The organism is Pelobium manganitolerans (genome assembly GCF_003609575.1).
Classification (GTDB): Bacteria; Bacteroidota; Bacteroidia; order Sphingobacteriales; family Sphingobacteriaceae; genus Pseudopedobacter; species Pseudopedobacter manganitolerans.
Genome location: NZ_MBTA01000012.1, coordinates 251,862 through 266,915, shown reverse-complemented (window position 1 = coordinate 266,915; position 15,054 = coordinate 251,862). Strand labels below are relative to the sequence as shown.

Here is a 15,054-nt window from a genome sequence, read left to right as displayed (position 1 = left end):
TGGGACGCTTAAGCTAAAACGCTGAATTTAAAAGCAAGCGGGTCAAAACTGGCTAGCAGTTGGGGAATAAAGTTTTTGCCATGCTCAACGTAAAAAAGTCCGAAGTTTTCTTTGCGTTCCTGCAAACCTCCGCCAGGGAAAAGCTGGTTTTTTAATTGCTCAATATCACCCATCACCTCGGCATGATTTCTTTTTTCTGCCCGAAGAATTTTCTTCTCCAGTTTATCCATGGCTTTTTGCAAACGCGTTTCTACTGCTTCGGTGCTGTCGCGCAAAGTCACGTCTATCAACGCAATGCGGTTTTTTAGACTGTGAAAAATTTGGGACAAGGCTTCTTTCTCTGCAACTAAATTGAGCCGATGCGCTGTGTGCGAAGCAATCAATTCGGTTTGCAGGTTTTGCGCGGATTTAAACAAATCTGCAGTTTTGAGCCGTAACTTGCTCATTTTGCGCAGTATTTTATCGTTTAGCAACATTGCGGAGTTACGCAAAACTAACAGTGGGAAGTCTGTTTGGTAATACTCAAATGTACTTTTAAGCTGTAGCCAATAAGCCAGTTCGCCTCCTCCGCCAATATAAGCCAGGTTGGGCAAAATATATTCTTGGTAAAGCGGGCGCATCACCACATTTGGACTAAACCTTTCCGGATATTTCTCTATTTCTGCTTTTAGCTCTTCTTCTGAAAAAGAAATAGCTGAGTTTAATACCTTATAACGCCCCGCATCAAAAACAATACGTTCGCGGGAACTATCTTTCAGGTAAAAAAAATTGATTTCACGAGGGTTCACTTGCGCCGAAATTCCGACAGTTGCAAGTTTAGCCGATGTTTCTTCAATACATCGGAAGCTATGTTGTCCGATAATATCCTTTTCAATAATTGGCGCAAACAATTGCTTTAAAGCCGGTTCATCCGCATCGATAATAACCAACCCATACTCGCCAAAAAGCTCGTTCACGAAGATACGAGTAGCTTCCGCCAGTGTTTTCCGACCCGCATAAGCATTTTTCAGCATCTCCGCCAGCGTACTCGCGTTCGCCGAAATTCCTAAAATTCTAATATAATGCTGTGAAGCTTGCGCGATGGAATCGGTACTTATTTTGCCGGTAGCGCCACTAACGTCGTACTCCCAACTGATTTTTTCGTTGGATAAATAAGTGTGGTTAATCTCCGCAAAATCATGATCCTCGGTAGCCATCCAGTAAACTGGTACAAAATGTTGCTCTGGATATGCATGTGCAAGTTCTTGCGCCAGTTTAATAGTGCTTACAATCTTAAAAATGAAGTATAAAGGACCACCAAAAATGTTCAACTGATGACCTGTAGTAACCGTATAGGTATTTTGATTTTTGAGCGATGCGATATTGTTTTGTAGCGCCGGGCTTAATTCAAGATTTTTGTACTGCCCGCTTAAAACATCGTGCAACACACCGCGGTTGCCGCTAAATTTACGTTGTGCAATAATTTGCTGAAACTGCTGTAAACTGGCAAAACCGTTAACAAAGGGCGCCAAGCTTCCGTCATGGCCGAGCAAACGCGTTACCGTTGCAGAAAAACAACCGGTTTCTTCATAATCAATTGTGCTTACTTTCATGCTAGGGAAGCGAAAATAATCAAATTCTGCATCTACAACCCCTCATTTCACCTATTTTACAATTGTTCCATACAAATCAAAGTCCTCTGCCCTATCAATGTTTACGTTTACAAAGCTGCCGGGCGTTACGTAGTTCTCCCGAGCATCTAACAGCACCTCGTTATCCACCTCTGGCGAATCAAACTCGGTACGGCCAATAAAAAAGTCGCCTTCCATTTTGTCTACCAAAACCTTGTAGCTATTGCCCACTTTTTCTTGGTTTAATTGGAACGAGATGTCTTGCTGAATTTCCATCACCTCCTCCACACGTTGTTCTTTAACTTCTTGCGCAACATCGTCAATCAAATCAAATGCGTGCGTTTTCTCCTCATGCGAGTAGGTGAAGCATCCCAAACGGTCAAATCGAGTTTCGGCAACCCATTCTTTCATCTCCTCAAAATCTCTCTCGGTTTCGCCGGGATAACCACATATTAAGGTGGTGCGCATAGCAATGTTTGGCACTTTATCTCGGATTTTGTTTACCAAATCAATGGTTTTTTGCTTGGTTGTACCGCGGCGCATAGATTGCAACATCGGATCCGATATGTGTTGCAAAGGCATATCCAGATAGTTGCAGATGTTTGAACGCTCGTTCATCACATCCAAAATCTCCATCGGAAATCCAGACGGATAAGCATACTGCAAACGGATCCACTCTATACCGTCCACGTCTGAAAGATGGCGAAGCAAATCTGCCAATTTACGCTGATTATATAAATCCAAGCCGTAATAGGTAAGGTCTTGCGCAATTAAAATCAGTTCTTTTGTACCGTTTTTAGCTAAAAACTTCGCTTCTTTAACCAAGTCTTCAATCGGCTTTGACACGTGCATCCCACGCATCAGCGGGATAGCGCAAAAAGAACAGGGCCGGTTGCAGCCTTCGGCAATTTTAAAATAGGCGAAGTGCGATGGCGTGGTCAATAAACGTTCGCCTAAAAGCTCATATTTATAATCGGCGCCAATGCTTGTTAAAATATCCGGCAAATCGTTGGTGCCAAACCAAGCGTCTATATTGGTAATCTCGCTAGAAAGTTCGGGTGTATAACGCTCAGATAAACAGCCGGTAACAATTACTTTCCCAATTTTACCCTGGTCTTTTAGCTCGCTGTACTGTAAAATGGTGTCTATCGATTCTTGCTTAGCATTATCAATAAACCCGCAGGTATTAATCACTACAATATCATTTGATTGTACATTGCCGGCTTCATGCACCACTTGCAGTTTATTTCCGTGAAGCTGCCCCATCAACACCTCAGAGTCGTAAGTGTTTTTTGAACAACCCAGCGTGATAACGTTTACGCGGGGTTTTGTTATGGGTTGCACAGGTTTTACTTTCATGTTTCTTATTTTTTTTTGTGATTTCACCAATTTAAGTGATTTCACCGATTTAGTGATTTCACCGATCTAAGTGATTTCACAGAGTATCTTATCCTATAGGTTGCTTTTGTGGAGGTTAACTGAATTGACCCTCTGAATGTTTTTCTGAATTTTTATGCGAATTTGACACTACGCATTATTTTCTAATTAGTTTAAAGAGCGTTAAACAGACAATCGCTTCACCTCACAGCTGCCATTTCCGAAATTGACCAACCTCCTGTTTTTATTTTGCCCGCTTTTAAATATGATATTAATTGTGTTTGAAAAAGTTTTGGCTGGATGCCTGTCACAGATTTTATTTCAAGGATTACTTTTTGCTCAATAAAAAAATCGCACCTAAATCTACCGGTAAACTCACTTTTAAAGTAAACGTTAAAATCTTTCTCGCACTCAAATTGAATGTTTTCTTTTCTGAACTGGATCATCAACGCTTTTGAATAAATCCTTTCTAAAAAGCCCGGCCCCAATTCTTTATGAACTTCGTAACAACAACTGATGATTCTATAAGTAAAGGGATCTCTGACAGAAATTATTTCTTCTTCCATTGTAAATAAATCTAAAAGCTATCTGTGAAATCCCGAAATCTGTGAAATCATTTATCACATCTGTGAAATCATTTCCCGAACAAACTATCCACAAACTCCTTTTTATTAAACAACTGCAAATCAGTCATCTTTTCACCTACCCCGATATATTTTACCGGAATTTTAAACTGGTCCGAAATCCCGATAACTACGCCTCCTTTTGCGGTGCCATCTAATTTGGTTAGCGCTAATGCATTTACGTCTGTAGCCTGCGTAAACTGTTTGCACTGCTCCACCGCATTTTGCCCAGTAGATGCGTCTAAAACCAACAAAATTTCATGCGGCGCGCCGGGCACAACTTTTTGCATAACGTTTTTGATCTTGCTCAGCTCGTTCATTAAACCCACTTTGTTGTGCAAACGGCCTGCAGTATCTATTATCGCTACATCTTCGCCATTTGCTACCGCAGATTGTAAAGTATCAAAGGCTACTGATGCGGGGTCGGCATTCATCCCTTGTGAAACCACCCGCACATCCGCACGGCGTCCCCACAGCTGAATCTGCTCTACAGCGGCAGCGCGGAAAGTATCTGCAGCACCGATCACCACTTTTTGCCCAGCCGCTTTAAGCTGATGCGCAAGCTTACCGATAGTGGTTGTTTTGCCTACGCCGTTAACGCCCACCACCATAATCACATAAGGTTTATGATCAGTATAATTGAAGTTTTGGAAATCGGCACTGTTATTTTCCTCTAACAAGGCCTGCACCTCTTCGCGCAAAATGTTATTCAGCTCGGAGGTGTTTACATATTTATCGCGAGCTACGCGTTTTTGCACGCGTTCTACCACTTTTAAAGTAGTAGCTACGCCCACATCGGAAGTAACCAAAATTTCTTCCAGCTCATCTAAAACATCATCATCAACAGTAGATTTACCTACCACCGCCTTGCTTATTTTAGAAAAGAAAGTGTCTTTGGTTTTTTCCAGACCTTTATCTAAGGCCTCTTGTTCTTCAGCTGTTTTTTCTTTCTTCTTAAAGAAATCAAATAATCCCATGTGGCTAAATTTAAACAAAAAAAGCCATCCTAATTAATCAGGACGGCTCACCTATTTTTTTAAATGCACTTATTCAGTTACACTTTCTTTAGCAACAACCATTGCTTCTTTGATATGATCGTTATGCGCAATCATTTCTTTGAAAGAGTAAGCACCTGTTTTAGCAGATTTTACCGAAGTAATAACTTTTGAGTACTCTTTACCTGTACCGGTTTTTAATGTTGCAACTACTTTCTTTGCCATGTTAAATACGATTTATGCTACAGAATAGCGAGATTATTTAATTTCTTTATGAACAGTAACCTTCCTCAAAACTGAGTTGAACTTTTTAAGCTCTAATCTCTCAGGAGTATTTTTACGGTTTTTAGTAGTAATGTATCTAGAAGTTCCAGGCATTCCACTTTCCTTGTGTTCGGTGCATTCTAAAATTACCTGAACTCTGTTTCCTTTCTTTGCCATTTTTAAGCGGTATTGAATTCTTTAATTAAATAGATCCTTTTTCAACGAATCTGTTGATTGCCTCGGTAATACCGATTTTATTGATTGTTTTGATTGCTGATGTTGACACTTTTAAAGTGATCCAACGATCTTCTTCAGGAATATAAAAACGCTTAAGGTGTAGGTTTGGGTAAAATCTACGTTTCGTTTTTACGTTAGAGTGCGACACCCTATTACCAACCATTGTTGCTTTTCCTGTTAAATCACAAATTCTTGACATGACTGTATATGTTGTGTTTCCTATTAAAACTCAGTTTTACAAAGAGTTTGCAAATATCACAAAATAAATCTGAATAGACAATAGAGCCGTGGAAATATTTTTGAAAAGTTTTTTTGATTCAGAAATGCACGTATGGTGTATGTCTTTTGTACGTTTTATACAATTCCTTATATTCGTACTATATGGAAAAGTTAATTGTTTATCCTAAAAACAAAGAACAGCTTACCGCCCTAAAATCTGTGATGAAAGCTATGAAGGTAACTTTTGAACAAGAAAAAGAAAACCTATCCTGAACACGTTGCGCAGGGTGTTAGGGAGTCGTTAATCCAAGCAGATAAAGAACAGTTAATCCGTTTTTCAGGAATAAAGGACATGCTTGACAAAAAATGAATCTGACTGTGTTTTATACCCCACGTTCTAGGGAGACATTAGTAACTACTTACGAGTTTGTTCTTCATAAATTTGGGAAGAAATCAGCCGATAAATTTGTTGATCAAGCAGAAAAACTATATCCTTAATAGCGAAACAACCCTTTATGTTTAAATCAACAGAACTAAATATCAACGTGCGGGTCGCAACGCTAAATAAACAATGTTCACTATTTTATAAAGTTACAGAAACTACTATAGTGTTATTGTTTTTCTGGGACAACAGACAGGAGCCGATTTTGGGATACTAACCTCTCTCTTTATTCATTATACTTAATCCAGCAAAACACTGTATTAAAAAAGATAATGCTTCTCAAAACTTCACGTTTTATACCCAACAAGTTCCGGTTTCTAAATTAAAATTTCTAAATTTCGCCCTAATAACCAATTTAACCACATAATGAACTTTACAATTTCGTCTTTTGACGAGTATAAAAAAGCGTACAAGAAAAGTGTTGAACAGCCGGAAGAATTTTGGGCCTCTATAGCCGAAAACTTTAGCTGGAAAAAAAAATGGGACAAAGTTTTAGAATGGAATTTTAAAGAACCCAAAATTGAATGGTTTAAAGGCGCCAAGCTAAACATTACAGAAAACTGCTTAGACCGCCATTTAAAAGACAAGGCGGACCAGCCCGCAATTATTTGGGAACCTAACGACCCTACAGAGCATCACCGTATTTTAACCTACAAACAACTGCACGAGAAAGTTTGCTTATTTGCCAATGTTTTAAAAAGCAACGGCGTGAAAAAAGGCGACAAAGTGTGCATTTACATGCCTATGGTGCCAGAACTGGCTATTGCCGTTTTGGCCTGCGCCCGCATTGGCGCCGTGCACTCGGTAGTATTCGGCGGATTTTCGGCACAGTCTATCGCAGACCGCATTAATGATGCACAATGCGAAATGGTAATTACCGCCGATGGCGGGTTTAGAGGCACTAAAGACATCCCTTTAAAAAACGTGATTGATGACGCGCTGGTACAGTGCCCTTCTGTAAAAACAGTGATTGTTTTAACCCGCACCAGAACACCTATCTCAATGATAAAAGGGCGCGACAAATGGTGGCAAGACGAAATAAATAAAGTGGAAACACTGGGGATGATTGATTGCCCGGCGGAAGAAATGGATGCCGAGGACGAGCTATTTATCCTTTACACATCCGGCTCAACCGGCAAACCTAAAGGGGTAGTACATACTACCGCCGGCTACATGGTGTATACGGCATACACTTTCCAGAATGTTTTCCAATACCAGCCCGAGGATGTTTATTTCTGTACCGCAGATATTGGCTGGATTACAGGGCATTCTTACATTATTTATGGCCCACTGGCGCAGGGCGCAACTACTTTAATGTTTGAGGGTATCCCAACCTATCCGGATGCAGGCAGATTTTGGGACATTGTAGATAAATACGAGGTAAACACTTTATATACCGCCCCAACCGCAATCCGTTCCTTAATGCAATCTGGGTTGGATTATGTAAAAGACAAAAACCTATCTTCCTTAAAAGTTTTGGGATCCGTAGGTGAACCCATAAACGAAGAAGCTTGGCACTGGTATAACGATAATATTGGGAAAGGCAGATGCCCGATTGTGGACACCTGGTGGCAAACAGAAAACGGCGGGATTTTAATTTCGCCAATCGCCAACGTAACACCAACAAAACCTTGCTATGCCACACTCCCATTGCCGGGCGTGCAACCGGTATTGGTAGATGAAAACGGCAACGTGATTGAAGGTAACGGCGTATCGGGTAATTTGTGCATCAAATTTCCGTGGCCGGGAATGTTACGTACCACTTATGGCGACCATGAACGGTGCAGGCAAACCTATTTCTCCACCTACGAAAATATGTACTTTACAGGAGACGGTTGCTTACGCGATGAAGACGGTTACTACCGTATCACCGGCCGTGTGGACGATGTAATCAACGTTTCGGGCCACCGGATTGGAACCGCCGAAGTGGAAAATGCGATAAACATGTTTACCGATGTGGTAGAATCTGCCGTGGTAGGTTACCCGCACGAAATTAAGGGGCAAGGCATTTACGCTTACGTGATTTTAGATAAAGAGTCGGACGATTTAGAGCTGACCAAAAAAGATATATCAATGACAGTGAGCCGGATTATTGGCGCCATAGCTAAGCCGGATAAAATACAGTTTGTGAGCGGTTTACCTAAAACACGTTCGGGAAAAATTATGAGGCGCATTCTCCGTAAAATTGCCGAAGGCGATATGGCAAACGTGGGCGACGTTTCTACCTTGTTGGACCCGGCGGTGGTAGAAGAAATTAAAAAAGGAAAACTGTGACGGTGCCGTCTTTTGTCTTTCATCTTTACTCCTTTCTACGCGCAGTGGCACGAAGCTTGGTTAGTTTACAGTAATTAATCTATTTACTAAAAACAAATATTAAGACATGGACAAGTTAGAATTTAAAGGAAGTTGGAACGAAATAAAAGGAAAAGCCAAACAAGCTTACGGTGAGTTAACCGATGACGATTTGGCTTACGAAGAAGGGAAAGCCGACGAAACCGTTGGAAGATTACAACAAAAATTAGGGAAAACCAGAGATGAAGTTGTAGACTGGATTAAAGGTTTGTAGTTTTTTTAGCAAAACCTTTAAATGCCTCAGAATTGTACAAATTCTGAGGCATTTTTTTTGTGTCCAATTTTCTGGATTTGACCCACCAAAGCTTACATCCCATCTAAAAAACAGCCCCAAACATCCATTAAGCGCTGTTTGTAAAATAAATTCGCTCACCAAAAAGTTTGGCACTGCCTTTGTAATACTGTTATTGTCTTTGACGAAGAGACAAATTTCATACGTTTAGGTTTAGGTTTAGTAAAAAGGAAGCGCCCATCGCTTCCTTTTTCATTTTGAGGAGATTTGAAGACTTTTAGCTTTAGATGGAAACAAAAAAAGTGGATGCGCTATTAACGCACCCACCTTTATTTTAACGAAACCCTTATCTATTTCTTCACAAACTTTGCAACCTGTTTTTCAGATCCGTTTTTAAATATCAGGATATAAGTGCCAGCCGACAGCCCTGTCAAATCAATTTTTGTATCTGTTGATGCTGATGGAATGGACAGATGCAGCACTTTATTACCATTTGTGGCAACAACTTCTAAGGTGGCGTTAACCTTTGCTTTCGCATGGCTGATATTAAGCTCATCTGAAACAGGGTTTGGGTAAAGCGCTAAGCTAATGCCACTGGATATATTTACCGCTTTTAAATCGCTGTAAGCATTTTTACCATCTAAATCAATTTGATTTAAACGATAATAAGCATCGCCATCAAGCGGGCTTTGGTCTGTAAAGCTGTAGTTGTGAATGCCTGCGGTATTTAAGGCGTTAACCGTTCCTATTTTTGTAAATACCTTGCCATCAACACTGCGTTCAACTTCAAATTTGGAGGTGTTTACCTCGTTTGTGGTTGACCAAGTCAGGTTTACCTTTGGAGCCAGTTCTTTGGCAACCGTTGCTTTGAAAGTCAGGAATTTTAAAGGTAAAGTTTCAACCGGATCGGCCAGTTTACTCAACGCTCCAAATTCGCCAACTGCCTGTACAGTGTATTTGTAGCTTGTTGCCGGTAAAGCAGTGGCATCTGTAAATTGATTATTGGTAGTAAAGCCTAATACTGCTTGGTCCCTAAACACAATGTACAGTCTGGTATAAGCAACAGCATCCCACGTTAGGTTTGTACCGCTTAACTGTAGATTAAGTGGCTGGTTTGGCGCTTCGGCCATTAAACGCGGGTCCCAAGTATCGCCACTGCGCAAAATTACGTTTTCGTAAGTGTAACTTGCCGCTTCGATATCTGTAAGGCTACTTTTGGCGGTGCCGTGTACGGTGTTGATTACATTTCCTCCTCCGTCTTTTACATCATATTCATAATCAGAAATACGCTGACTTAAATCTACCGGGTTGCCGTTTGCATCCATGGTATTATAATCCGCAAAAACTGCCGGAATTGCGCCCATTTTATAGTACCATCCGGTAGCATTAATACCGGTATAGAGCCTTGTATTTATAAAAACTGTTTTAGGGGCATTTTGCCACGGGCGACCAAAATAGGTAGTTAGGTTATTTCCTTTTGATTCGTTTATGATACAATTGCTAAAAACATAACCCCACGCTGTACCTGCGCCATGGCTTGGCGCCACAATATATCCTCCGGAACGCGTGGTGGTAATGGTATCCTTATCAAAAAACACATCTCCGCCGCCGTAAATAAAATCCACCGCACCCTCAATTCTGGTATCTTTGATATAATGTCTGTCTGCAATACTACTGTAAGCTGTTAAATAAGTGTCTTGATAACTTCTTAGGTAACAATGATTCATGGTAAACCTATCTGTTATCGAGTATAATGCCAAGGCCTGAGGCCCTGCTTGCTGCTCGTACCCCCAGCTGTTTTCAAAAGTAATGTTCTCAAAATAACAGTCTTTTGAGTTTACCACCATTGTTGCTCCAATACTTACATGAACGGCATTCTCTCCGCCCGATAAGCGATTATCAGAAATAATAACCCCATCCCTGCTTTGCCCAATTAAATGGATAAAAGGTTTGGTTGAAGGAATATCGTGATGCCCTGTGTATTTTCCGTTTTTGATGTATATCAACCATGGAGTGGTGCGTCCGGCTGGTGCCGCCGCAATGGCATCAATTACAGATAGATAATCTCCCGAGCCGTCTTTAGCTACCACTGCGTCAAATAGTTTTTTTGTGGGTTCCGCTCTTACTCCAGTTCTAAAGGTTAAAGTTGTGCCAGCAAAAGCATTTCCAGATTGGTCTGTTAAAGCACCAGTAGGAACTGTTAATGTATATTCGGTATCGTAATTCAACTTTTCGTAGCCAAAAGTTACTGTTTTAGAGCCGAACACACCTGTAAGCGTTTTTCCATCTAAGGTGATATCTCCTGTGCCTGCTTTCATTTTTTCGTTAAAGGTTAGCACTACAGATCCGTTTACTGTGGCTGTATTCGAATTTTCGACCGGTACTGTAGATACCAAAAGTGGCGCATCAGTATCGTTTATAATTTCCTTGTCGGCATATACAAAAATATTGGTGTAGGCTGTTCCATCATTATCGTTGCCACCCAACACAGGGCTTGAGGCATCTCCGATCCATTTCAGGTACACCCGGGTTTGATCTTCTGCAGCAACCGGCAAAGTAATGTTTAATTCTTCCCAGGTCCCGGCGTTATAAGCATTTGTTATGTCAACCGAAGCAATATCTGTATAGTTTATATCGTCCAATGAGTATTGAAGCTTTTGGACGGAATAAGCCTGGTAATTTGCCGTAACTAATGATTTTACCTGAATATTCTTATACCCTTCTGTTGAAAATGAAGCTTTCAGATACCGACGGGTAGTTGCAAAATCGGCACCGGCTGTCCAAAGCCTGATATTTGGATAAGTAGGTGAAAAACTTCCGGCATTGGATAGCCAGTTGACTGTACTGCCAGTAGGTTCGTAAACAGAGATTATCCCTGTATTGGTGCTTTCAGAGTAAAAATCAGCAGTTTTATTTTGCTTGGTAGCCTGATCTTTAAAATCCCAACCAACTATAAAGGGAATCTCGTCAAAAGTTGCGGTATAAGTTACATCAGAGTTTATAGTAACAGTTCTCTGCTGGGCGGTAGAATTGTCTTCCCAATAACTAAAAGTGGTTACCGCATTCGGAACAACTGTCATGGTAACTTCAGTGCCATCTTGGTATTGTCCGCCAACGGGTTCGGGGCTAAGCTGTACCTTTCCCCAATTTGAGCCAACAACATTAAGCGTGAAATTACGGAGTACCACAGATTTAAAAACAGCTTTAATGTTTTTGGCCGCATCCATTGTTATGGTATAAGGATTGTCGGTAGATAAATCGGCATCACCATTTGCAGCATCTACCCATTTTACAAACTCATATCCAATATTTGCATTGGCTGTTAGTTTTGTTAGCATCCCTTTCTCATATTTATCGCTGTTTGGAAGACGGTCAACCGTTCCCGAATTTGCTATGTTAACCGAAGTGGTTAATACCTGAGGGTCTACAAAAGTGTAATTCCCGTAGATTTTTAGATCAAACAGATAGCCATTTTGCGACTCGTTGATATTTGTAAATTTTAAGGCAACATTGCTTTCGTTAATATTGGCGGTAACTTCTTGCCCGGCGGCAGGGTTAGCCGCAGCCGATGAAACTAACACCCAATCCGCATCGGTACTGTTTTTTTTCCAGAGCTTGTATCCTCTACCGCCACCGGTGGCACCATGTTTAAACACTACTTTAGTAATAGAGTTTAAAGGCGAAAGTATGATATACGAAGGTTGGTTCTTTTGCGACTGGGCATAACCTAAGCTAACTTGTGTGCCACCAACCGCTGGAGTATTGGGCGGATAAACGAACCGGGTTGCATCTGCACCGGTTGGCGTTACATTCACCTGAAAAAATTTAAAGAATAATTGTTCGTTAGAGAAATCTGTTGCTTTCTCTACTGTTTTTTCTGTAGTGGACGTTACAGCATCCCAATCTTGAAAATCGGTTGAATACAGGAGTTTTTCTTCCTGCGCTTTCAGTTTTCCTACACAAAGGAAAAAGAAGAATAACAAGTAAAGTTTTGTTTTCATAATTGTTTAATAATTGGTTGATAATGGTTGGTTTTGTTTATTGCTAACAGCTTTTACTGTTTGATAAATTCAAGTGATTCCGTTTTTTGCTGGTTGATAAACGATAATATATAATAGCCTGCCGGTAAGGCAGAAACATCTACCTGATCAACCAGGCTTCCGGTTTTGGAGCTAAGTTTCATCAAAGTTTTTCCTTCTATTCCGGTAATTTTAATAATGGCTCCGGCCGACGAAGGCTGATGGTTTAAAGAGAAACCATTTTGTACCGGATTTGGGTAAAGGCTTAAACTTTTAACTTCGTTATTGCTGACATAAACGGTTTTACTGTATTTAAAATCGCCATTTATATCTATTTGTTTTATCCTGTAATATGCCACGCCAACAGCAGGTTTTTTATCAGAAAAATAATAACGATGTTCGCCCTGCGTGTTTTTTGCACTGGCAGTACCAATGGTAGTAAAAGTTTTGCCGTCTGTACTTTTCTGGATTTCAAAAGCTGATACATTAACTTCGTTGGTAGTTAACCAGTTTAGATCGACCTTAGTTTCTATGCCCGATTTGCGTAATGTGGCATCAAAACTTAAAAAATCGAGTGGCAGTGTAACCGAGCTTTCGCCTGAGATAACCACATTTTTTTCTACCAGATATTTCGTGTCGCTACCACTGCCAGAAGGCCACCAAGGATATACACGCAACGAAAAGGCTTTTCCGGCTTTTACCTTGATATCTAGTCCCGCGTAGGCAATGGTCAGATAACTGTTGTCGTTTTTTACCAAAGCTGGTAAAACAATAGGTGTAGCCCCGTTCAGTTTAATGCCTGCAGTAGCAAAACCGTCTAAAGAGTATTCTACATTTGCCTGCATAGTGGCGGTGCTTCCGGCCGGGCCAAAATCTATACTTACATCGGTTACTTTTAAATCTTTACCGCTAGCAGGTTCAATTTTATACTCTACCCATTGGTTGCTTACATTGCCAGATTGATCTGCTGGCCAGCCCACTGGCGAACTGATATTGCCACCGTTAGGGTAAATCCGCTGTGCAGTATAAGGAACAAAAGTTCCGTCGTTTGCAGTTCCGGCGGTAAAGGTCCTATAGTCTCGCACCGTCATATTAGGATCCATGGTTTGGGCAGTTGCAATCACACTGCCGGTTACCGGAGCAGGTTCCTGATCTGAAACTAAAGGCCATGTAGCAGAAAATGCTGTGCCGCCTACCGGATCGGGATCTGTTCCTGTATTGGCAACAATACTATTCAAATAAACTTCTAAAGCGGTATAGCCTTCGCTGTTGCGTGTATTACGGTCTGCCGCGCTGTTTGGGTTTAGTCCATTAGCGGTTTCGTAAGCATCAGGCATCCCGTCTTTATCCGTATCAACCGGTGCAGTGGTAGATATTAAGGTTGGCCAGGCATTTACAGTTAGGGCATAATCTGTTCCGTGCGGATACCCGCCCTGTACATCAATCAGCTTTCCGGTTCCATTGCGCACGTCGTTAATAATACGCTGATCTAGCGTATCCCGCATTGGCAAAATAGCTCCCACACCATTCAGCACGTCAATATAAGCTTGTTCGGCACTTGTTTCCGAAGCCAATACAGGTGCCGGAAATGGCGTATAAACTTTAGCCAACACGGTATCGGCCAAAGAGCCGCTTTTCATGGTTACGCTTTTCCAGTTTGAGGCGGTATTTACCGGCGAACCGTGCATATAGTTCCCTGTTAGATAGTATTTTGCATAGGGTTGGGTATCACTATAATCAACGCCTACCATTTGGTAAGGTCTGCTGGTGGTGCTGGGTCCTTTTTTAAAATAATTATTCACCACGTTGTAAAAACCTCCCTCGCCACCGTAAATATTGTTTATCCCCCAGTTGTAGATTACGTTATTGCGGAAATCGCAGGTATCGGCAATGCCATTATAAACGCCCGAGAACCTAGGCGCCCTGTTTTTAACACTTGCAATTAAGTTATGATGAAAAGAACCATGCCTACTTCCCCATATCCCTCCGTACCCGTGGTGTTCAAAATCCGTATCGCCCGTTTCAAAATGGTAAGAGTAGTTTAAAGGTTCGGATATTAAGTTCCATTGCAAGGTAACGCTATCGCCACGGTAAACGGTTAGTGCCTCATCCGTGCTCCAACTTACAGAACAATGGTCGATGATGATATTTTTATGCCCTAAGTCGCCTAGGGCATCGTCGCTGCCTGCACCGTCAACCATTCCTTTGTTCTGGTAGCGATCTCCCATACGGAAACGCATATACCGGATAATCACGTTATCGCCACCGATAGAAACCGGATAATCTGCCAAACAAATACCACCTCCAGGCGCGGTTTGCCCAGCGATAGTGGTATTTCCTTTTATGCTAAGTTTAGAAGTGAGATGGATGGTTCCGGAAACACGGAATACAATTGTGCGATAGGTAGCAGCAGCTGTTAATGCGTAGCGTAAGCTCCCCGGGCTGTTAACATCGGTTAAATTGGTTACTTCAAAAACAGTGGTGGCAACTGTTGGTGTTCCGCGGCCTCCGGAGGTGTAGGCACCGGCGCCTTCTGCACCTGGGAAAGCCTTGGTTTGCGCTTTTAAAATAGTGCTGGTGCAAAAAAACAAGCATAAAATGCCGAGTAGCTTTATTTTCATATAAATGGTTTAACGGGACAATAAAAAGCCCCGGTTGGTTAGCTATAGTTTTAAAAATTTAGT

General features: G+C 41.4%; 12 protein-coding genes. 3 read left to right on the top strand and 9 right to left on the bottom strand.

Annotated features, from left to right (window positions below):
* Positions 1-8: 8 nt before the first annotated feature.
* The 7 genes from bshC to rpmB all read right to left on the bottom strand — a co-directional run bounded on the left by bshC (position 9) and on the right by rpmB (position 5,305).
* The gene (gene bshC / locus BCY91_RS07645) at positions 9-1,592 is read right to left on the bottom strand and encodes a bacillithiol biosynthesis cysteine-adding enzyme BshC (RefSeq protein ID WP_120181363.1); all 1,584 of its coding nucleotides are present in this window, start codon (positions 1,590-1,592) and stop codon (positions 9-11) included.
* Between the two features lie 51 nt (positions 1,593-1,643).
* Positions 1,644-2,969, bottom strand: a complete 1,326-nt coding sequence (rimO, locus tag BCY91_RS07640; RefSeq protein WP_120181503.1) for a 30S ribosomal protein S12 methylthiotransferase RimO — start codon at positions 2,967-2,969, stop codon at positions 1,644-1,646.
* Positions 2,970-3,187: 218 nt separating this feature from the next.
* The gene (locus BCY91_RS07635; RefSeq protein ID WP_120181362.1) at positions 3,188-3,553 is read right to left on the bottom strand and encodes a GxxExxY protein; all 366 of its coding nucleotides are present in this window, start codon (positions 3,551-3,553) and stop codon (positions 3,188-3,190) included.
* 68 nt (positions 3,554-3,621) lie between these two features.
* On the bottom strand, positions 3,622-4,587 hold the full coding sequence (gene ftsY / locus BCY91_RS07630) for a signal recognition particle-docking protein FtsY (protein WP_120181361.1): 966 nt from the start codon (positions 4,585-4,587) through the stop codon (positions 3,622-3,624).
* Between the two features lie 69 nt (positions 4,588-4,656).
* The gene (locus BCY91_RS07625) at positions 4,657-4,830 is read right to left on the bottom strand and encodes a DUF4295 domain-containing protein (protein WP_120181360.1); all 174 of its coding nucleotides are present in this window, start codon (positions 4,828-4,830) and stop codon (positions 4,657-4,659) included.
* A gap of 33 nt (positions 4,831-4,863) precedes the next feature.
* Positions 4,864-5,046 (bottom strand): 50S ribosomal protein L33, encoded by a 183-nt coding sequence (rpmG, locus tag BCY91_RS07620; protein WP_120181359.1) that lies wholly within the window; start codon positions 5,044-5,046, stop codon positions 4,864-4,866.
* A gap of 25 nt (positions 5,047-5,071) precedes the next feature.
* The gene (gene rpmB, locus BCY91_RS07615) at positions 5,072-5,305 is read right to left on the bottom strand and encodes a 50S ribosomal protein L28 (RefSeq protein WP_120181358.1); all 234 of its coding nucleotides are present in this window, start codon (positions 5,303-5,305) and stop codon (positions 5,072-5,074) included.
* Between the two features lie 182 nt (positions 5,306-5,487).
* On the opposite strand from rpmB, the gene BCY91_RS18055 reads away from it, so the two are divergent.
* The 3 genes from BCY91_RS18055 (at position 5,488) to BCY91_RS07605 (ending at position 8,333) form a co-directional block, all read left to right on the top strand.
* On the top strand, positions 5,488-5,598 hold the full coding sequence (locus BCY91_RS18055; RefSeq protein ID WP_394341549.1) for a DUF2683 family protein: 111 nt from the start codon (positions 5,488-5,490) through the stop codon (positions 5,596-5,598).
* Positions 5,599-6,094: 496 nt separating this feature from the next.
* The gene (gene acs / locus BCY91_RS07610; RefSeq protein ID WP_262696788.1) at positions 6,095-8,041 is read left to right on the top strand and encodes an acetate--CoA ligase; all 1,947 of its coding nucleotides are present in this window, start codon (positions 6,095-6,097) and stop codon (positions 8,039-8,041) included.
* 106 nt (positions 8,042-8,147) lie between these two features.
* Entirely contained in the window at positions 8,148-8,333 is a 186-nt protein-coding gene (locus BCY91_RS07605) for a CsbD family protein (RefSeq protein ID WP_120181356.1), read from the top strand.
* Between the two features lie 368 nt (positions 8,334-8,701).
* On the opposite strand, the gene BCY91_RS07600 is transcribed toward BCY91_RS07605, so the two are convergent.
* Positions 8,702-12,352 carry a pectinesterase family protein gene (locus BCY91_RS07600; protein WP_120181355.1) on the bottom strand — a complete coding sequence of 1,217 codons (3,651 nt, stop codon included), beginning with the start codon at positions 12,350-12,352 and terminating at the stop codon, positions 8,702-8,704.
* 53 nt (positions 12,353-12,405) lie between these two features.
* A complete protein-coding gene (locus BCY91_RS17585) occupies positions 12,406-14,991 on the bottom strand; it encodes a T9SS type A sorting domain-containing protein (protein ID WP_182995331.1) in 2,586 nt (861 codons plus the stop codon).
* Positions 14,992-15,054 lie beyond the last annotated feature (63 nt).